This window comes from Pseudomonas sp. NPDC087697 (assembly GCF_044743155.1).
GTDB lineage: Bacteria > Pseudomonadota > Gammaproteobacteria > Pseudomonadales > Pseudomonadaceae > Aquipseudomonas.
The window spans coordinates 31,046-49,912 of record NZ_JBIUVW010000002.1 but is presented as its reverse complement, the minus strand read 5'-3'; the positions used below and the strand labels follow the sequence as shown (position 1 = coordinate 49,912).

13 protein-coding genes and 1 pseudogene are annotated in these 18,867 nt (G+C 59.7%); 8 read left to right on the top strand and 6 right to left on the bottom strand.

The window, feature by feature from the left end; genetic code table 11:
• Positions 1–9: 9 nt before the first annotated feature.
• Positions 10–1,416, bottom strand: coding sequence for a DUF1254 domain-containing protein (locus ACIPIN_RS02455; RefSeq protein ID WP_401114802.1), 1,407 nt, complete (start codon positions 1,414–1,416; stop codon positions 10–12).
• 33 nt (positions 1,417–1,449) lie between these two features.
• On the bottom strand, positions 1,450–1,644 hold the full coding sequence (locus tag ACIPIN_RS02450; protein ID WP_401114800.1) for a hypothetical protein: 195 nt from the start codon (positions 1,642–1,644) through the stop codon (positions 1,450–1,452).
• A gap of 153 nt (positions 1,645–1,797) precedes the next feature.
• Here ACIPIN_RS02450 and ACIPIN_RS02445 point away from each other — a divergent pair, with 153 nt between their 5' ends.
• The 7 genes from ACIPIN_RS02445 (at position 1,798) to ACIPIN_RS02415 (ending at position 14,544) form a co-directional block, all read left to right on the top strand.
• Positions 1,798–2,241 (top strand): polyketide cyclase, encoded by a 444-nt coding sequence (locus ACIPIN_RS02445; RefSeq protein WP_401114798.1) that lies wholly within the window; start codon positions 1,798–1,800, stop codon positions 2,239–2,241.
• 265 nt (positions 2,242–2,506) lie between these two features.
• Entirely contained in the window at positions 2,507–3,007 is a 501-nt protein-coding gene (tpx, locus tag ACIPIN_RS02440; RefSeq protein WP_007940656.1) for a thiol peroxidase, read from the top strand.
• A gap of 177 nt (positions 3,008–3,184) precedes the next feature.
• The gene (locus ACIPIN_RS02435) at positions 3,185–4,525 is read left to right on the top strand and encodes an MdtA/MuxA family multidrug efflux RND transporter periplasmic adaptor subunit (protein WP_401114795.1); all 1,341 of its coding nucleotides are present in this window, start codon (positions 3,185–3,187) and stop codon (positions 4,523–4,525) included.
• Positions 4,522–7,626, top strand: a complete 3,105-nt coding sequence (locus tag ACIPIN_RS02430; RefSeq protein ID WP_401114792.1) for an MdtB/MuxB family multidrug efflux RND transporter permease subunit — start codon at positions 4,522–4,524, stop codon at positions 7,624–7,626. The genes ACIPIN_RS02435 and ACIPIN_RS02430 overlap by 4 nt, the downstream gene beginning before the upstream one ends.
• Positions 7,623–10,730, top strand: coding sequence for an efflux RND transporter permease subunit (locus ACIPIN_RS02425; RefSeq protein WP_401114789.1), 3,108 nt, complete (start codon positions 7,623–7,625; stop codon positions 10,728–10,730). The genes ACIPIN_RS02430 and ACIPIN_RS02425 overlap by 4 nt, the downstream gene beginning before the upstream one ends.
• Entirely contained in the window at positions 10,727–12,220 is a 1,494-nt protein-coding gene (locus tag ACIPIN_RS02420; RefSeq protein ID WP_401114786.1) for an efflux transporter outer membrane subunit, read from the top strand. The genes ACIPIN_RS02425 and ACIPIN_RS02420 overlap by 4 nt, the downstream gene beginning before the upstream one ends.
• A 242-nt stretch (positions 12,221–12,462) precedes the next feature.
• The gene (locus tag ACIPIN_RS02415; RefSeq protein ID WP_401114783.1) at positions 12,463–14,544 is read left to right on the top strand and encodes a putative bifunctional diguanylate cyclase/phosphodiesterase; all 2,082 of its coding nucleotides are present in this window, start codon (positions 12,463–12,465) and stop codon (positions 14,542–14,544) included.
• A gap of 74 nt (positions 14,545–14,618) precedes the next feature.
• Here the strand turns inward: ACIPIN_RS02415 and ACIPIN_RS02410 are convergent, their stop codons facing one another.
• Complete coding sequence (locus ACIPIN_RS02410) at positions 14,619–14,762, bottom strand: hypothetical protein (protein WP_401114781.1); 144 nt, start codon at positions 14,760–14,762, stop codon at positions 14,619–14,621.
• Between ACIPIN_RS02410 and ACIPIN_RS02405 the strand changes: the two genes are divergently transcribed.
• A complete protein-coding gene (locus ACIPIN_RS02405; RefSeq protein ID WP_401114778.1) occupies positions 14,761–15,507 on the top strand; it encodes an SDR family oxidoreductase in 747 nt (248 codons plus the stop codon). The genes ACIPIN_RS02410 and ACIPIN_RS02405 overlap by 2 nt on opposite strands.
• A 122-nt stretch (positions 15,508–15,629) precedes the next feature.
• On the opposite strand, the gene mapR is transcribed toward ACIPIN_RS02405, so the two are convergent.
• From mapR to ACIPIN_RS02390, 3 genes and pseudogenes are all read right to left on the bottom strand, one after another.
• Positions 15,630–17,039 (bottom strand): GntR family transcriptional regulator MpaR, encoded by a 1,410-nt coding sequence (gene mapR, locus ACIPIN_RS02400; protein ID WP_401114776.1) that lies wholly within the window; start codon positions 17,037–17,039, stop codon positions 15,630–15,632.
• Positions 17,040–17,136: 97 nt separating this feature from the next.
• On the bottom strand, positions 17,137–18,549 hold the full coding sequence (gene ccoG, locus ACIPIN_RS02395) for a cytochrome c oxidase accessory protein CcoG (RefSeq protein ID WP_401114774.1): 1,413 nt from the start codon (positions 18,547–18,549) through the stop codon (positions 17,137–17,139).
• 195 nt (positions 18,550–18,744) lie between these two features.
• Positions 18,745–18,839: pseudogene (locus ACIPIN_RS02390) on the bottom strand (DUF3203 family protein); the annotation flags it as partial.
• Positions 18,840–18,867 lie beyond the last annotated feature (28 nt).

The window sequence follows — 18,867 nt, the reverse complement described above, 5'->3', positions numbered from 1 at the left end:
GCCTAAGAGCTAAGGGTTGATAGGCGTCAACGGTGGCAGTTTCCATTGACCGTTGCCGACTTGAGGCTGGGGCAGGTACAGGCGCAAGACTGCGTAGAACGGGCCGTGCGGAGCCGGCAGCCAGTTGCTTCGCTGATCCTTGAGCGGTTCGGAATGCTGCAAGTAAAGGGTCAGGCCACCGTCCGGGTCGCGCTTGAGTGTGGACAGCATGCGCGAGTTGATCAGGTAGCGTTTCTTGTGGTTGGGCACCAGCTGCTTGGATTTGCCGTCGTACATGGTCAGCGACCAGAACGCATCAGCCGGTGGCAACTGGTCTTTGTCAAAGTGCAGGGTGTAGCTTTTTCTTGCGCCGTTGGCCGGTTTGCCCTGGTTGTCGACGAGATAGCTGAAATTGGTCGCTTCATCGGCGGAGTTGCCAAAGATCCCTATATTGGCGCCAGCGTAGCGGTACAGGTAATTGTTGTTGAGGTGATCACGGGTGCCGAAGAGATCACCACGGGTCACCTGATGGGTATCGACCTTGTCTTTTTTGAATGCCGCGAACTCGGCCTTGGCATCGGCGATACCGTCGTCGAGGGCCTTGCGCTGTTCGGCGGTGAGGGTTTTGAGGTCGAACGGCTGGCCGGCAACAATGCCTATTTTCGCGAAGCGTGCCAGCAGGTCTTTTTCAACGTCTTGCGCCGGGGCGAAGCCGAGCATGAAGTTCAGGTAGCGGAACAGCTCCGGGCTGTCGCTCATGGTGGGAGTCGGCTTTGGCCAGTCGATTTTTGGCGCAGTGGCCGGAGCCGGCTCTCCCAGATATTGGCTCAGCGTCTGAACCTTGTAGCCATGCTGGATTTTCTTGACCTTCTCCAGGTCTTTTTCATCGAACAGCTGCGTGCGGTACAGGGCATAGGCAATGTTGCTTTCACTGCGCACCAGGCGATCGATCTTGACCGGTTGCTGACCTTGCCAATCGGGACCGGCAATCATGAAGGTCCCGCCCTTGTTGCCGGTGCTGCGGGTGCCCAGGTAAGCAAAGTTCTGGGTGTAGAGGTCGACCAATTGTACCGAGTAGTAACGCTCTTCGGCGATCTGTGGCAGCGTCAGAACCACCGGTTCTTTACGCAGGTCCATCCAGATGAAGGAGTAGGGGGTATCCGGGTTGGGTGTAACGAACGCGGTGTCCTTGGTGGTGAACACCTTTGCCGTATTGCTGATATGGTTGAACGGTGCCTTGAAGTTCGGGCCGCTCTTGTCCACCGCCTGGGTGTACAGGGTCTTGTACATTTCCACTACCGGGAAGCCGTAGAGGTACGCCTCTTTGGCGATCCCCCGGGCTTCTTCGGGGCTGGCGCTGAAATCTGCCCAGGCGCTTGCGCTCAGTAATAGAGAGAGGCCAGCGAGCAGCAGGCGGGACGGTTTTTCGATGGTCATTGCACAGTCCTATGGATGAGCGCGATTCAGGTGTTATTGGAGGGCCGTAATGTCGTCGAGTTTCCAGCTTTTGTCGAAAAAAGTTTTGGTTACTGCACAAAGGCGCACGTCACTCGGGGTCGTTACCCGGTCATGTTGTGTCTCGAGGCTCTGCGCCTGAGCGCCAACACCGCAACTGGCAGACAATGCCATCACACTGAAACCGAGCACGCGAATCAAAGTACGCATAACAATCTCCTTACTTTCCGAAGGTAACGTTGATCCCGGCGAACACAGTGAACCGCGGCAGGCCATTGCCTTTGCGTTCGACTGCCCATTGTAAGACTTCAAGTGGCGAATGCTAATCTACCGGCATTCGCGCTCATAGGAAGGTCGCTGCCAATGCCTGTTCTGGAACTCACCACACTGATAAAAGGGCGTACGCCCACGCAAGTTCTCGATTTTTGCCTTGAGGGCAGCAACTTCCCGAAAATTTTCCCGGAACGGGTGACGCCATTGGGCAACATCGACGTGAACGATTTACGTATCACCGCCGGTCGTGAGTTCAGTTTCCGTCACTGGATGTTCGGCTTCATTCCGGCGACCTGGACCGTGGCGATACGCGAGGTCAGCGACAGCCATTTCATCGATGAAATGCTCAAGGGACCGATGAGTGCATTTCGCCATGAACACCGGGTCGCAGCCGTGGAGGACGGGACGCTGTACACCGATCGGGTGACCTATGCGGCCATTGGCGGTGCACCTTTGGAGTGGTTGATGGTCAATGCCTACATGCGTCGGATTTTCCGCGCCCGGCATCGCAATATGCTTCGGTTGCTGGGATAGTGCAGCGTGTTCCAGTCCCTGTGGGAGCGGGCTTGCTCGCGAAGGGAGCGCCGCGGTACATCAGGTTTTCCGCGTCATCGTTCTTCGCGAGCAAGCCCGCTCCCACAAGTTTTTGTGTTGGTTGTTAGCGTTGTATCCAGTTTGCGCAACGACTTATCACAATTTGTATCTGGCCATAGGTCGTCGGATAATTTCGTGGTTAACTTCCGGCTCTTGAAAATTCTTTACTGCTGTTCATCCACCACTGCTTAAAAGGACTCCGTTCATGGCTCAAGTCACTCTCAAAGGCAATCCGGTTCAAGTCAACGGCCAACTGCCACAAGCCGGTTCCAAGGCACCAGCCTTTTCCCTGGTTGCCGGCAATCTGTCCGATGTGACCCTGGCAAGCTTCGCCGGCAAGCGCAAGGTGCTGAACATCTTCCCAAGCATCGACACCCCGACCTGCGCCACGTCGGTACGCAAGTTCAACGCTCAGGCCAACGATGTGGCCAACACCGTTGTCCTGTGCATCTCGGCTGACCTGCCGTTCGCCCAGGCGCGTTTCTGCGGTGCTGAAGGTCTGGAAAACGTCCAGAACCTGTCGACCCTGCGCGGTGCCGAGTTCATCGAAAACTACGGCGTTGCCATTGCCGACGGCCCACTCAAAGGTCTGACCGCCCGCGCAGTGGTCGTTCTCGACGAAAACGACAACGTGCTGCACAGCGAACTGGTTAAAGAAATCGCAGAAGAGCCAAACTACGAAGCTGCGTTGGCCGTTCTGAAGTAACAGGTTTTACAATTATTAACGGCCTGGCTCTGTCCAGGCCGTTTTCATTTGTGCTTCAGTGGTTTAGCAAATACTCGCAAAAGCAGGCTGAAGGTAAATTGCCGGTAAAGGCGCTTTGCTTAAACTCCGTCAGTGCTTATCTTTCAGCCTTCCGTATAAAGATGCCCACACGCCCCAATGGTTGATCATTCCATGCAATCCTCTGCTTCCCGTCATCCCCGTCGCTGGCTATTCGGCCTACTGGTCCTGTTGGTCATTGCCGGCCTGTGCTGGAAGTTCTGGCCAGGCGGTGCGGCTCATAAGGGCGCCCCTGCAAAAAAAGCAGCGGCCGGGCATGTCGGCAAGTCTGGCGGGATGCGTCCGGGTTTCGGCGGTGCCACCGGACCGGTCCCGGTTCGGGTCGCTCCAGCCGTGGTGGGTGATTTCCCGCTGTACTACAAGGCCCTGGGCACTGTCACTGCACTGAACACCATTAATGTGCGCAGCCGCGTGGGCGGCGAGTTGGTGAAGATTGCGTTTGAAGAAGGGCAGATGGTCAAGGCTGGCGACCTGCTCGCCGAGATCGACCCGCGTCCTTACCAGAACGCCTTGCTCCAGGCCGAAGGCACGTTGTTGCAGAACCAGGCACAGTTGAAAAACGCACTGGTGGATGTAGAGCGCTATCGCGGCTTGTATGCGCAAGACAGTATCGCCAAACAGACCCTCGACACCGCAGTTGCGCTGGTGGGGCAGTACCAGGGCACGGTCAAGACCAATCAGGCAGCGGTCAACGACGCCAAGCTCAATCTGGAATTCACCAAAATCCGCGCCCCGATTACCGGGCGTGTCGGTCTGCGGCAGTTGGACGTCGGCAACCTGGTGGCTGCCAATGACACCACGTTCCTGGCGGTCATCACCCAGACCCAGCCGATCAGCGTGATCTTTACCTTGCCGGAAAACAGTCTCGAAACCGTGCTGGCCCGCTACCACTCAGGTGCCAGGCTGCCGGTTGAGGCCTGGGATCGTGGCGACACCAAATTGCAGGCCAGCGGTGTCTTGCAGAGCCTGGACAACCAGATCGACACCACCACCGGCACGCTGAAGTTCAAGGCACGCTACGACAATCGCGATCTGGCGCTGTTCCCGAATCAGTTCGTCAACGTCCGACTGCTGGCCGACACCCTCAAAGGTGTGGTGCTGGCGCCTTCGGCAGCCATTCAGTTCGGCACCAACGGCACCTTCGTCTACGCCCTGGACGGTGACAAGAAAGTCACCATTCGCCCGTTGAAAATCGGCGCCAGCGATGGCGACAACACGGTGATCAAGGAAGGTTTGAAAGCTGGAGATCGCGTGGTGCTGGAAGGCACTGACCGCCTCAAGGAGGGCAGTGAAGTCGAGGTGGTCAACGACAGCAGTAATGCCGCGCCCGCGACCCCGACCCCGACCCCGACCCCGACCCCGACCGAAAGCCAGGGCCCATCGGCAAACGCCGCGACTGATCCGAAAGCCACTGGCAAGGCGCAAAAGGGCCGCGCATGAACATCTCGCGGCTGTTTATCCTTCGCCCGGTAGCCACCACTCTGAGCATGCTGGCCATCGTTCTGGCCGGCATGATCGCCTACAAGTTGTTGCCGGTCTCGGCACTGCCTCAGGTCGATTACCCGACCATTCGGGTCATGACTCTGTACCCGGGCGCCAGTCCGGATGTGATGACCAGTGCGGTCACCGCGCCACTTGAACGCCAGTTCGGGCAAATGCCCGGTCTGACCCAAATGGCCTCGACCAGTTCCGGCGGCGCCTCGGTGCTGACCCTGCGCTTCAGCCTCGATATCAACATGGACGTCGCCGAGCAGCAGGTGCAGGCGGCGATCAACGCGGCGACCAACCTGTTGCCCAAGGACTTGCCGGCACCACCGGTGTACAACAAGGTCAACCCGGCGGACACCCCGGTACTGACCCTGGCGATCACCTCCAAAACCATGCTGCTGCCCAAACTCAATGATCTGGTCGACACGCGCATGGCGCAGAAAATCGCCCAGATCAGTGGCGTCGGCATGGTCAGCATCGCTGGTGGCCAACGTCAGGCCGTGCGAATCAAGGTCAATCCTGAAGCCCTGGCGGCCAACGGTTTGAACCTGTCGGACGTGCGCACCTTGATCGGCGCGTCCAACGTCAACCAGCCCAAAGGCAACTTCGACGGTCCGACCCGGGTCTCGATGCTCGATGCCAACGATCAGTTGACCTCGCCCAAGGACTACGCCGAACTGATTCTGGCCTATAAAAACGGCGCGCCGTTGCGGCTCAAGGATGTCGCGCAGATCGTCGACGGCGCCGAAAACGATCGTCTCGCCGCGTGGGCCAACGAAAATCAGGCCGTGCTGTTGAACATCCAGCGCCAACCGGGTGCCAACGTGATCGAGGTGGTCGACCGGATCAAGGCCCTGTTGCCAAGCATCACCGATAACCTGCCGGCCGGCCTCGACGTGACCGTGCTGACCGACCGTACCCAGACCATCCGCGCTTCCGTCACCGACGTGCAGCACGAGCTGCTGATCGCCATCGCCCTGGTGGTGATGGTGACATTCCTGTTCTTGCGCCGGGCCAGTGCCACGATCATTCCGTCGATTGCGGTGCCGTTGTCGCTGATCGGCACCTTTGGCGTGATGTACCTGGCCGGTTTCTCGGTCAACAACCTGACCTTGATGGCATTGACCATTGCCACCGGTTTTGTGGTGGACGACGCGATCGTCATGCTGGAAAACATCTCGCGCTTCATCGAGGAGGGCGACAGTCCGCTGCAAGCAGCGCTCAAGGGCGCCAAGCAGATCGGCTTCACCCTGATCTCGCTGACCTTGTCGCTGATCGCGGTATTGATTCCGCTGTTGTTCATGGCCGATGTGGTCGGACGGCTGTTCCGTGAGTTTGCGATTACCCTGGCGGTGGCGATCCTGATTTCCCTGGTGGTTTCCCTGACCCTGACGCCGATGATGTGCGCGCGGTTGCTCAAGCGTGAACCCAAGGCAGAAGAACAGGGCCGTTTCTACCGGGCCAGCGGTGCGTGGATCGACTGGCTGATCGCCGCCTACGGGCGCAAGTTGCAGTGGGTGCTCAAGCATCAGCCGCTGACCCTGCTGGTGGCCATCGCCACCCTGGGCCTGACGGTGTTCCTGTATATCGTTGTGCCCAAGGGCTTCTTCCCGGTGCAGGACACCGGGGTGATCCAGGGTATTTCCGAGGCGCCGCAGTCGATTTCCTTTGCCGCCATGAGCCAGCGTCAGCAGGAACTGGCCAAGGTCATTCTGGCCGACCCGGCGGTGCAAAGCCTGTCGTCCTATATCGGTGTCGACGGCGACAACGCCACCCTCAACAGCGGGCGTTTGCTGATCAACCTCAAACCGCACAAAGACCGCGACCTGAGCGCGGCCCAGGTGATCAACCGGTTGCAGCCGCAGCTGGACAAACTGGTGGGCATTCGCCTGTTCATGCAGCCGGTGCAGGACTTGACCATCGAAGACCGGGTCAGCCGTACGCAGTACCAATTCAGCATGTCGTCACCGGATGCCGACCTGCTCAGCCTGTGGAGCGGACGACTGGTCGAGGCGCTGGCCAAACAGCCAGAGTTGACCGACGTTGCCAGCGATTTGCAGGACAAGGGCTTGCAGGTCTATCTGGTGATCGACCGCGATGCGGCTTCGCGGATCGGGGTTTCGGTGTCGAACATCACCGACGCGCTGTACGACGCTTTCGGCCAGCGCCAGATCTCGACCATTTACACCCAGGCCAGCCAGTACCGCGTGGTGTTGCAGGCGCAGGACGGCCAGAAGATCGGCCCGCAGGCGCTGGAGCAGATTCACGTCAAGACCACCAGTGGCGGTCAGGTGCGGTTGTCCAGCCTGGCCCACGTTGAAGAGCGTCAGGCGCAATTGGCGATTGCGCATATCGGTCAGTTCCCGGCGGTGATGATGTCCTTCAACCTTGCGCCCGGCGTGGCATTGGGTCAGGCCGTCGAGCTGATCAACAAGGTGCAGAAGGACATCGGCATGCCGCTCGGCGTGCAGACGCAGTTCCAAGGCGCGGCTCAGGCGTTCGAGGCCTCGCTGTCGAGCACCTTGCTGCTGATTCTGGCGGCGGTGGTGACCATGTACATCGTGCTCGGCGTGCTTTACGAGAGCTACATTCACCCGATCACCATTCTCTCGACGCTGCCTTCAGCGGCGGTCGGTGCTTTGCTGGCATTGATTCTCAGCGGCAATGATCTGGGCATGATCGCGATCATCGGCATCATCTTGCTGATCGGCATCGTCAAGAAGAACGCGATCATGATGATCGACTTCGCCCTCGACGCCGAGCGCAATCAGGGCATGGACCCGGCGACGGCGATCTATCAGGCGGCGCTGCTGCGCTTTCGACCGATTCTGATGACCACCCTGGCCGCGTTGTTTGGCGCTGTGCCGTTGATGCTTGCCACGGGCTCCGGCGCCGAACTGCGCCAGCCATTGGGTCTGGTGATGGTCGGTGGCCTGCTGGTGAGCCAGGTGTTGACGCTGTTTACCACGCCGGTTATCTACCTGTATTTCGACCGCCTCGGTCGGCGCTGGCGGCCTGCGCCTGAGCGTCTAGAGCCGGTAGAGCAGCCATGAACCTGTCCGGACCTTTCATTCGCCGGCCGGTAGCAACCATGTTACTGAGCCTGGCGATCATGCTGCTGGGCGGTGTGAGTTTCGGCTTGCTGCCCGTGTCGCCGCTGCCGCAAATGGACTTTCCGGTGATCGTGGTTTCGGCGAGTTTGCCGGGCGCGAGCCCCGAGGTCATGGCGTCGACCGTGGCGACGCCTTTGGAGCGATCCTTCGGTGCCATCGCCGGGGTCAACACGATGAGCAGCCGTTCCAGCCAGGGCTCGACCCGGGTGATCCTGCAATTTGACATGGACCGCGACATCAACGGCGCGGCGCGGGAAGTGCAGGCGGCGATCAACGCCTCGCGCAACCTGCTACCCAGCGGTATGCGCAGCATGCCGACCTATAAAAAGGTCAACCCGTCCCAGGCGCCGATCATGGTGCTGTCGCTGACCTCGGACGTGCTGGAAAAAGGTCAGCTCTACGACCTGGCCTCGACGATCCTCTCGCAAAGCCTGTCTCAGGTGCCCGGTGTCGGCGAAGTGCAAATCGGCGGTAGCTCGTTGCCGGCAGTACGTATCGAACTTGAGCCACAACTGCTGAACCAGTACGGCGTAGCGCTGGATGATGTACGCAACACCATTGCCAACGCCAACGTGCGCCGGCCCAAAGGCTCGATCGAAGACGATCAGCGGATGTGGCAGGTGCAGGCCAACGACCAGTTGGAGAAGGCCAAGGATTATGAACCGCTGATCATTCGTTACCAGAATGGCTCGGCGTTGCGCCTGAGCGATGTGGCCAAGGTTCGTGACAGCGTCGAAGACCGTTACAACAGCGGTTTTTTCAACGATGACGCGGCGGTGCTGTTGGTGATCAACCGCCAGGCCGGTGCCAACATCATCAAAACAGTCAACGATATCAAGGCGCAGTTGCCGGCGTTGCAGGCGGTATTACCGGCCAGCGTCAAGCTGAACCTGGCGATGGATCGCTCACCGGTGATCAAGGCGACCCTGCACGAAGCGGAAATGACCCTGCTGATTGCCGTGGCACTGGTGATTCTGGTGGTATTCCTGTTCCTTGGTAACTTCCGCGCGTCGTTGATCCCGACGCTGGCAGTGCCGGTGTCGCTGGTCGGTACTTTCGCGGTGATGTACCTCAACGGATTCTCGCTGAACAACCTGTCGCTGATGGCGCTGATTTTGGCCACGGGACTGGTGGTGGACGATGCCATCGTGGTGTTGGAAAACATCTCGCGGCACATCGACGCAGGGATCGCGCCGATGAAGGCGGCGTACCTGGGCGCCAAGGAAGTCGGTTTTACCTTGCTGTCGATGAACGTCTCGCTGGTGGCGGTGTTCCTGTCGATTCTGTTCATGGGCGGGATCATCGAGAGCCTGTTTCGTGAGTTCTCGATCACCCTGGCGGCATCTATTGTGGTTTCGCTGGTGGTGTCGCTGACCCTGACGCCGATGCTCTGTGCGCGCTGGCTGAAACCCCACACGCCAGGCGAGGAAAACCGTTTGCAGCGCGCCAGCCAGCGGGCCAACGACTGGATGGTCAAACACTATGCCAGCAGTCTGGATTGGGTGTTGCGTCATCGGCGGCTGACGCTACTCAGCCTGTTTATCACCATTGGCGTCAACATTGCCTTGTATGTGGTGGTGCCCAAGACCTTTCTGCCGCAACAGGACACCGGCCAACTGATCGGTTTTGTCCGTGGTGACAATGGTCTGTCGTTCAATGTAATGCAGCCGAAAATGGAAATCTTCCGCCGCGCGGTGTTGAAAGACGATGCGGTGGAAAGTGTTGCCGGTTTCATTGGTGGTACCAATGGCACCAATAACGCTTTCATGCTGGTGCGCTTGAAGCCGATCAAGGAACGCAATATCTCTGCGCAGAAGGTCATCGAGCGGTTGCGCAAGGAAATGCCCAAGGTTCCCGGTGCCCAATTGATGCTGATGGCCGACCAGGACTTGCAGTTTGGCGGTGGTCGCGAACAGACCACCTCGCAATACACCTACATCCTGCAAAGCGGTGATCTATCGGCGTTGCGCGAGTGGTACCCGAAAGTCGTCGCGGCGCTCAAGGCGCTGCCCGAACTGACGGCCATTGACGCCCGCGAAGGGCGAGGTGCGGCGCAGGTGACGCTGGTGGTCGATCGTGACCAGGCCAAACGCCTGGGCATCGACATGGCCATGGTGACCACGGTACTGAACAATGCCTATAGCCAGCGACAGATCTCGACCATTTACGACAGCCTCAACCAGTATCAGGTGGTGATGGAGGTCAATCCGAAATACGCGCAGGACCCGATCACCCTCAATCAGGTTCAGGTCATTACTGCTGCGGGCGCGCGCATTCCACTGTCGGCGATTGCCCACTATGAAAACAGCGAGGAAAACGACCGGGTCAGCCATGAAGGGCAGTTCGCTTCCGAGAGCGTTTCCTTTGATATGGCCGAAGGCGTCACCGTCCAACAAGGCTCGGCCGCCATCGAACGGGCGATTGCCAAGCTGGGGCTGCCGGAAGAAGTGATCGCCAAGATGGCCGGTACTGCCGACGCCTTTGCCGCGACCCAGAAGAGTCAGCCATGGATGATTCTCGGTGCGCTGGTGGCGGTGTATCTGGTGTTGGGCGTGCTGTACGAAAGTTACGTGCACCCGCTGACCATTCTTTCGACATTGCCTTCGGCGGGTGTCGGCGCGTTGCTGTCGATCTATGTGCTGGGCGGTGAGTTCAGCCTGATTTCGCTGCTCGGGCTGTTTCTGCTGATCGGTGTGGTGAAGAAAAACGCCATTCTGATGATCGACCTCGCGCTACAGCTTGAACGCCATCAGGGCATGGAAGCGCTGGAGTCGATTCGCAGCGCGTGCCTGTTGCGTCTGCGGCCGATTCTGATGACCACCCTGGCGGCGATTCTAGGCGCCTTGCCCTTGTTGCTCAGCACCGCCGAAGGCGCGGAAATGCGCCAGCCACTGGGCCTGACCATCATCGGCGGGTTGATCTTCAGCCAGGTGCTGACCCTTTTCACCACCCCGGTGGTTTACCTTTATCTCGACCGTTTGCGCCATCGGGTCAACCGCTGGCGTGGGGTTCGTACCGATGCTTCTCTGGAAACTCCGCTATGACTGACCGTTGCCTGTTCAACCTCGACGCACCGATGGCCCGGGGCCTGGTTTCGGCCCGAGGCTCGCGCTTGCTGAGTCTTTCGCTCAGCGTCTTGATGCTCAGTGCCTGCGCCATCGGCCCGGATTATCAGCGTCCGCAAGTGGCCGAGCCTGCACAGTACAAGCAGGCAGAAGGCTGGCGTCAGGCGACTCCGAGTGACTCATTGGCGCGTGGCGCCTGGTGGGAACTGTACGGTGATCAGCAGCTCAACGGGCTGGTCGACAAACTTAACAGTGCCAACCAGACCGTTGCCCAGTCTGAAGCTCAATACCGCCAGGCTCAGGCGTTGGTACGCAGCGCCCGGGGTGCATTTTTTCCAACCGGCAATTTGAGCGCCGGGAAAACCCGCTCCAGCCAGGGCACCGGCAGCAGCAGTTCGAGTCTGAGCAGTACCAGCAGCGGCATCCGCGACACCTATAACACTCAGCTTGGAGTGAGTTGGGAAGCGGACGTCTGGGGCAAATTGCGTCGTGGCCTGGAAGCCGATAAGGCCAGCGCCGAAGCGAGCTTTGCCGACCTGGCCGCGATGCGCCTGAGTCAACAATCGGAGCTGGTGCAGAACTACCTGCAATTACGGGTGATCGACCAGCAAAAGCGCCTGTTGCAAGCCACGGTCGAAAATTATCAGCGTTCGCTGACAATGACCGAAAACCAGTACCGCGCAGGTGTGTCGGGCAAGGACGCGGTAGCCCAGGCGCAAACCCAGCTTAAAAGTACTCAGGCCGACATGGTCGATCTGATCTGGCAGCGTGCGCAGTTCGAGAACGCGATTGCGGTGCTGATCGGCTTGCCGCCGGCTGAATTCAATCTGGCTGAAACCCAGAACATCCCGACATTGCCGCAGGTTCCTTTGAACTTGCCATCGCAACTGTTGGAGCGCCGCCCGGACATCGCCTCGGCCGAACGTTCGGTCATCGCCGCCAACGCCAATATAGGCGTGGCTAAAGCCGCTTACTACCCGGACCTGACCTTGAGTCTGAGTGGCGGCTACAGCAGTAGCACGTATTCCGACCTGATCAGCTTGCCGAACCGTTTCTGGTCGGTGGGACCGAAACTCGCCATGACCTTGTTCGACGGCGGCCAGCGCTCGGCGGAAGTCGACCGCAGCGAGGCGGTATACGACCAGACCGTGGCCAAGTATCGGCAAACCGTGCTCGACGGATTCCGCGAAGTCGAAAACTATCTGGTGCAGCTCAAGGTGCTGGAAGACGAGGCGGCCGTGCGTCAGGAAGCGCTGGACGCGGCTCGCGAGTCGTTGCGACTGACCCAGAACCAGTACAAGGCCGGATTGATCGCCTACCTCGATGTAGTGGTGGTCCAGGCCACGGCCCTGAGCAACGAGCGTAGCGTACTGACCTTGCAGCAAAGCCGGCTGATTGCCAGCGTGAACTTGATCGCCGCATTGGGCGGTGGCTGGGATGGCCAGACTCAGCCCAGCGAGAAAGAGTAGGCAGGGGCGTAGATGTGGCGAGGGAGCTTGCTTCCACCGGCCCTCCCGTTCGAGTGCAACCGGCGCAAATCGGCTGAATCATTTCAGCTGTAAGGGCATGTTCGACTCGATACAGACTGTCCGTCGCACTAATGGCCTTTTGGTTACTTTGTGAGTGCGTTCGTGGTTGGAACCAGTACAATCGCGCACTTTGCCCCAACGAGCATGGATGCAGTCCGACGGGGCGGCCACGAGAAGTTCTGATGCTCATCGGTAGCTATTCCCCCGCCCTGGTTTTGATCTCCCTCTGTGTGGCGATTCTTGCCTCCTATACCGCCCTGGACCTCACCGGACGCATCGCAACGGCCAAAGGTCGGGCGGTTCACCTGTGGACGGCGGGTGGTGCGTTGGCCATGGGGGTGGGCGTATGGTCCATGCATTTCATTGGCATGCTGGCGTTCAGGCTGCCGATTATTCTCGGGTACGATATCGGCATCACCTTTTTGTCTTTGGTGATCGCTATTCTGTCCTGCGGGTTCGCGTTGTGGCTGGTCAGCCAGCCGCGTCTGCCGGGCTGGCAACTGACGTTTGGCGCATTGATCATGGGCGCGGGCATCAGCGGCATGCACTACACCGGCATGGCCGCCATGCGCATGCAACCAGGCATTGATTACGATCCGACATTGTTTGGCGCCTCGTTGGTGATCGCGGTCGGCGCTTCGGCCGCGGCGTTGTGGATCGCCTTTCGTTTGCGCCAGAACACCCCGTATGTGAGCTTCGCGCGTGGCGGCGCAGCAGTAGTCATGGGTTTCGCTATTGTTGGCATGCACTACACCGCGATGGCGGCAGCGCGTTTTGCCGATGGCAGCTTTTGTGGCGCCGCACTCGACGGTTTGAGTGGCAAGGGCCTGGACAACCTGGTGCTGATCACCACCCTGGCGGTGTTGAGCATCGCGTTGCTGACCTCGATCCTCGATGCGCGTCTTGAAGCACGCACCGCCGAGCTGGCCAACTCACTGACCCTGGCCAACCGCGAACTCACCCAACTGGCGTTGCACGACACCCTGACCGGGTTGCCGAACCGTGTGCTGCTGGCCGATCGCATCGATCAAGCCATGCATGTGGTGCAGGAGCAGGGCGGTTGTTTCGCGTTGATGTTCATCGATCTGGACGGTTTCAAACCGGTCAACGATGCCTTTGGTCACCATATAGGTGACCAGTTGCTGCGCGAAGTCGGGGTGCGTTTACGCGAGGACCTGCGCAGCCAGGACACGCTGGCGCGGATTGGCGGTGACGAATTCGTATTGCTGGTGCAGCTCGCGGAACCCGACGATGCCTTGCGTCTGGCGGCGCGTCAGGTGGGTTTGATCTCGCGCTCGTTCCGGGTTGCTGAACACGACGTGCAGATCTCTGCCAGCGTGGGCATTGCCGTGTACCCTGGCAACGGACAGACCCCGCAAGAGCTGTTGATGAATGCCGATGCGGCGATGTACCACGCTAAAGGCACGGGCAAGAACGGCTACAGCTTCTTCGATGCCTCTATGAACACCAACGCCCGCAAGCAACTGCAAATGCTGCAGGATTTGCGTAATGCGGTCGAGCAACAGCAATTCAGCCTGCACTACCAACCCAAGTTTGACGCCAGCAATGGTCTGCCCGTCGGTGCCGAGGCCTTGTTGCGTTGGGAACATCCGACCCAGGGCATGCTGCTGCCGGACAAGTTCATCGAGCTGGCGGAGAAAACCGGGTTGATCATCCCGATCGGCGACTGGGTGCTCAACGAAGCGTGCCGGCAAATGCACCTCTGGCACGTCCAGGGTTACACCCACTGGCGAATTGCGGTGAATCTCTCGGCGTTGCAGTTCTGCCATGTCGGGCTGGTTCAAAGCGTCGCCAAAGCCCTGGCCACCCACCGTTTGCCCGCCAACAGCCTGACCCTGGAAATTACCGAAACCACCGCCATGAGCGATGCCGACGCGAGCATGACGGTGCTCCGGCAGCTCTCGGAAATGGGTGTCGATCTGTCCATCGACGACTTTGGTACCGGTTATTCGAGCTTGATGTACCTCAAGCGCCTGCCGGCCAATGAGCTGAAGATTGACCGTGGTTTTGTCCGCGACCTGGAGCGTGACAGTGATGATGCGGCGATCGTCTCGGCCATCGTCGCCCTCGGTCAGGCATTGGGTTTGCGCATCGTCGCCGAAGGTGTGGAAACCGATGTGCAACAGGACTTCCTGACCCAGTTGGGCTGTGATTCGTTGCAGGGCTACCTGCTGGGCCACCCGTTACCGGCCGACAGGTTCATGGTCGACATCCACCGGGCCGAGCAATTGGCAACGGGCTGAACACTGGCCACCATGAGATCGCCATCGCCGGCAAGCCGTGCTCCTACAGGATCTTCGTCGGCCATCAATCTCGATTACACCTCAAGCCCGTAGGAGCCTGGCTTGCCAGCGATGGCGGCGGTCCAGGCACGGCGCAAACTCGCAGTCCATGCAAAACCCGGCGCTGGCAGGTATCCTTGCGGCGCAAGGCTTCGGGTTTGAATGGGGGTAATCAGCATGGACAAAGTCATCGTCATCACCGGTGGCGGTCGCGGTATTGGCGCCGCTACAGCGCTCTTGGCGGCTGAGCAGGGCTATCGAATTTGCATCAACTACCAGGCCGATGAGCAGGCCGCGCAACAGGTCCTCGAACAAGTCCGTGCGCTCGGCGCCCAGGCGATTGCGGTACGTGCTGACGTCAGCATCGAAGACGAAGTGATCAGCCTGTTCCATCGCGTCGACACCGAGCTGGGCCGAGTCACCGCGCTGGTGAACAACGCCGGCACCGTCGGGCAAAAGTCGCGGGTCGACGAAATGTCCGAATTTCGCATTCTGAAAATCCTCAAAACCAACGTCCTGGCGCCGATTCTCTGCGCCAAGCATGCGCTGCTGCGCATGTCACCCAAACATGGCGGGCAGGGCGGCAGCATCGTCAACGTCTCCTCGGTCGCTTCGCGCCTTGGCTCACCGGGCGAATACGTCGACTACGCGGCCTCCAAGGGCGCGCTGGATACGTTCACCATCGGCCTGTCCAAGGAAGTCGCTGGCGAAGGCATCCGCGTCAACGCCGTACGTCCCGGCTACATCTACACCGATTTCCACGCCCTGAGCGGCGATCCGGATCGGGTCAGCAAGCTTGAGTCGGGCATTCCCATGGCCCGTGGCGGCCGCCCGGATGAAGTGGCCGAGGCGATTATCTGGTTACTGTCAGACAAGGCTTCTTATGCGACCGGGACGTTTATCGATCTGGCGGGAGGGCGTTAAACCTCAGGTTTTGCTTTGTCAGTGCCACCCTCATCGCGAGCAGGCTCGCTCCCACAGGGGAATGCATTTCACATGTGGGAGCGAGCCTGCTCGCGATAGCCACGGTCGGGGCGACTCAAGTCTCAGAACGACCGCACAATCCGCCCCAACGTCTCCATTGCCTTCTCGGCATCCTCGGTCCACGGGCTGCCGTAATTCAACCGAATACAATTCCTGAACCGCTGGGTCGGTGAAAAAATCGGCCCCGGCGCAATGCTGATGCCTTGGGCCAACGCCATCTGGAACAGCTTCAACGAGTCCATCTGTGCCGGCAATTCCAGCCACAGGAAGTAGCCGCCGGCCGGTTGGCTGACGCGGGTCTGGGCCGGGAAGTAGCGGGCGATGGCGGCCAGCATGGCGCTTTGCTGTTCTTCGAGGGCGTAGCGTAGTTTGCGCAGGTGGCGGTCGTAGCCACCGTGTTGCAGGTAATCGGCGATCGCCGCCTGGGCCGGCATCGAGGCGCAGAGCGAGGTCATCAGCTTCAGCCGTTCGATCTTCTGCGCATAGCGCCCGGCGGCGACCCAGCCGATGCGGTAACCGGGGGCGAGGCTCTTGGCGAACGAGCCGCAGTGCATCACCAGCCCTTCGGTGTCGAAGGCTTTGGCCGGTTTCGGCGCTTGCTGGCCGTAATAGAGTTCGGCGTAGACGTCGTCTTCGATCAGCGGCACCTGATGGCTGCGCAACAACTCGACCAACTCCTGTTTCTTGGCCTCGGGCATGGTCGCGCCCATCGGGTTCTGGAAACTGGTCATGCACCAGCAGGCTTTGATCGGATGGCGTTCAAGGGTTTGCGCCAGCACACCGAGGTCAATGCCGTCACGCGGATGCACGGGGATTTCCACCGCTTTGAGCTTGAGTCGCTCAAGCACTTGCAGGCTGGCGTAGAACGCCGGTGCTTCAATGGCCACCAGGTCGCCGGGTTCGGTCACCGCTTGCAGGCACAGGTTCAGCGCTTCCAGTGCGCCGTTGGTGATCAGCAATTCTTCCATGGGCAACATCAGGCCGCCGACCATGTAGCGCAGTGCGATTTGCCGACGCAATTGCGGATTGCCCGGCGACATGTCGGTGACCACCATGCGCGGATCCATCTCCCTGGCGGCACTGGCCAGCGAGCGAGACAGCCGTTGCAACGGGAATAGCGTCGGGCTCGGGAAGGCCGAGCCGAAGGGTACGGTGTTCGGGTCCTTGATCGAGTCGAGCACCGAGAACACCAGTTCGCTGACGTCGACTTCGGTGGACTCGCTGACCTGGCTGCTGATCACCGGCTCCGAGAACGGACTCGGTGCGTGGGTGTTGACGAAGTAGCCGGAGCGCGGCCGGGCGCGGATCAGCCCGCGACGTTCCAGCAGGTAATAGGCCTGAAACACGGTGGACGGGCTGACCCCGTAAGTCTGGCTGGCGTAACGTACCGAGGGAACGCGCTGGCCAGGGCCGAGCACCCCGGAGCGGATCAGTTCAGCTATGTCGTCAGCGAATTTCTCGTAGCGTTTCATCGGGTGCCCGGGTTGGTATCATTTAGAAAACAATGTAGGAGCTGCCGAAGGTTCGGGCCGCGTTCGGACGATCTTTTAGGCTCTGCATCTTAAAGGCTCAACGATTCAACGGTGCAACAAAACGGCTTTGCGCCACGCTGCTCACCGAAGGTTCATCGCTGTCAGTGATTTTGAAGCTGATCTTCTGCGAGCTGCTGCTGGGCTTGTCGGTGGTCATGGCCACTGAAACCGGCACATCAACGATTTCTCCCGGTGCCAGGCTCAGTTCGGTCTTGCCCTGCAACTGGAAGCCGTCGCCATCCACCAGGGACAAACGATAGTCCTGGCGCTGCTGGGTCTTGTTGATGACTTTGAGGCTGTAGATGTTTTCGATCTGCCCCTGGCTGTTTTCGCGAAACAGGCCACGGTCCTTGCTGACGTCCAGCGACACCATCGGCCGCTCCATCAGGGCCAGCGCCAGTGCGCCGATCATCACCACCAGCACGGCGGTGTAGCCGATCAACCGAGGCCGCAGCAGGTGGGTCTTGCCACCTTGCAATTCATGCTCGGAGGTATAGCTGATCAGGCCACGGGCGTAGCCCATTTTGTCCATGATCGAATCGCAGGCATCGATACACGCCGCGCAGCCGATACATTCCATCTGCAAACCGTCGCGGATGTCGATGCCGGTCGGACAGACCTGCACGCACACATGACAGTCGATGCAATCGCCCAGCCCCACGTCGGCCGGCTTCACCTCGCGCTTGCGCGGGCCACGGCTTTCGCCACGGGCGGCGTCGTAGGAGATGGTCAAGGTGTCTTTGTCGAACATCACGCTCTGAAACCGCGCATACGGACACATGTGCATGCACACGGCTTCACGCAGCCAACCCGCATTGACGTAGGTCGCGCCAGTGAAGAACAGCACCCAGAACAGACTGACCCCACCCATTTGCAGGGTCAGCAGTTCATTGGCCAGTGGGCGAATGGGGGTGAAGTAGCCGACAAAGGTCAGGCCGGTCAGCACGCTGATGGCCAGCCACATTGTGTGCTTGGCCGAGCGACGCAGCAGTTTGTTCAGGCCCCAGGGTGCGGCTTGCAGCTTGATCCGCTGGTTGCGCTCGCCCTCGGTGACTTTTTCGCACCACATGAACAGCCAGGTGAAGGAACTCTGCGGGCAGGTATAGCCGCACCAGACTCGCCCGGCGAACACGGTGATCGCGAACAGGCCGAACGCGCAGATGATCAACAGCGCCGAGAGCAGGATGAAATCCTGTGGCCAGAAGGTCGCGCCGAAGATGTGGAATTTGCTTTCCGACAGATCCCAGAGCACGGCCTGTCGGCCACCCCAGTTCAGCCACACAGTGCCGAAAAACGCCAGAAACAGAAACCCCGTACCGCTCAGGCGCAAGGTGCGGAACAAACCGGTGAAGCTGCGGGTGTGAATCTGGTTGTCGCTGGATTTGGCCTTCATCTTTGGACGCGAAGGCTCGAATGTTTCTACTAATCGGACGGGGATTCTATCGCTCATGGTCTTTCGCTCATCAGCCTCCATCAGGCAGATGAACTATGACCACCGATCTGTTTGCATAACAGACTCAGGTATTGGATTAAAAAGCGGATCAGATGCGTATCTGATCCGCCCCTGCGACAACTTGATGCACCCCGGTTGGCGCGGCAGCAGCCCCTATCTCAGGCGTCTGCGGCGGTCTGTGATCTGCGTCAGTCAAATCACCGAATCACTGCTGTTACCTTCAGATGCCGACGACCATCGGTGGCACCTGCTACGGTTGATGCGTCGGCTTCTGCTTCGGTGATGTAGTACGCTCGGCAAACATCCCGCTGAACT

Bases quoted from the DNA above. Each gene is read 5' to 3' on its own strand.
- ACIPIN_RS02455 (WP_401114802.1), bottom strand. From the start codon at position 1,416: ATGACCATCGAAAAACCGTCCCGCCTGCTGCTCGCTGGCCTCTCTCTA.
- ACIPIN_RS02450 (WP_401114800.1), bottom strand. From the start codon at position 1,644: ATGCGTACTTTGATTCGCGTGCTCGGTTTCAGTGTGATGGCATTGTCT.
- ACIPIN_RS02445 (WP_401114798.1), top strand. From the start codon at position 1,798: ATGCCTGTTCTGGAACTCACCACACTGATAAAAGGGCGTACGCCCACG.
- tpx (WP_007940656.1), top strand. From the start codon at position 2,507: ATGGCTCAAGTCACTCTCAAAGGCAATCCGGTTCAAGTCAACGGCCAA.
- ACIPIN_RS02435 (WP_401114795.1), top strand. From the start codon at position 3,185: ATGGTTGATCATTCCATGCAATCCTCTGCTTCCCGTCATCCCCGTCGC.
- ACIPIN_RS02430 (WP_401114792.1), top strand. From the start codon at position 4,522: ATGAACATCTCGCGGCTGTTTATCCTTCGCCCGGTAGCCACCACTCTG.
- ACIPIN_RS02425 (WP_401114789.1), top strand. From the start codon at position 7,623: ATGAACCTGTCCGGACCTTTCATTCGCCGGCCGGTAGCAACCATGTTA.
- ACIPIN_RS02420 (WP_401114786.1), top strand. From the start codon at position 10,727: ATGACTGACCGTTGCCTGTTCAACCTCGACGCACCGATGGCCCGGGGC.
- ACIPIN_RS02415 (WP_401114783.1), top strand. From the start codon at position 12,463: ATGCTCATCGGTAGCTATTCCCCCGCCCTGGTTTTGATCTCCCTCTGT.
- ACIPIN_RS02405 (WP_401114778.1), top strand. From the start codon at position 14,761: ATGGACAAAGTCATCGTCATCACCGGTGGCGGTCGCGGTATTGGCGCC.
- ACIPIN_RS02410 (WP_401114781.1), bottom strand. From the start codon at position 14,762: ATGCTGATTACCCCCATTCAAACCCGAAGCCTTGCGCCGCAAGGATAC.
- mapR (WP_401114776.1), bottom strand. From the start codon at position 17,039: ATGAAACGCTACGAGAAATTCGCTGACGACATAGCTGAACTGATCCGC.
- ccoG (WP_401114774.1), bottom strand. From the start codon at position 18,549: ATGAGCGATAGAATCCCCGTCCGATTAGTAGAAACATTCGAGCCTTCG.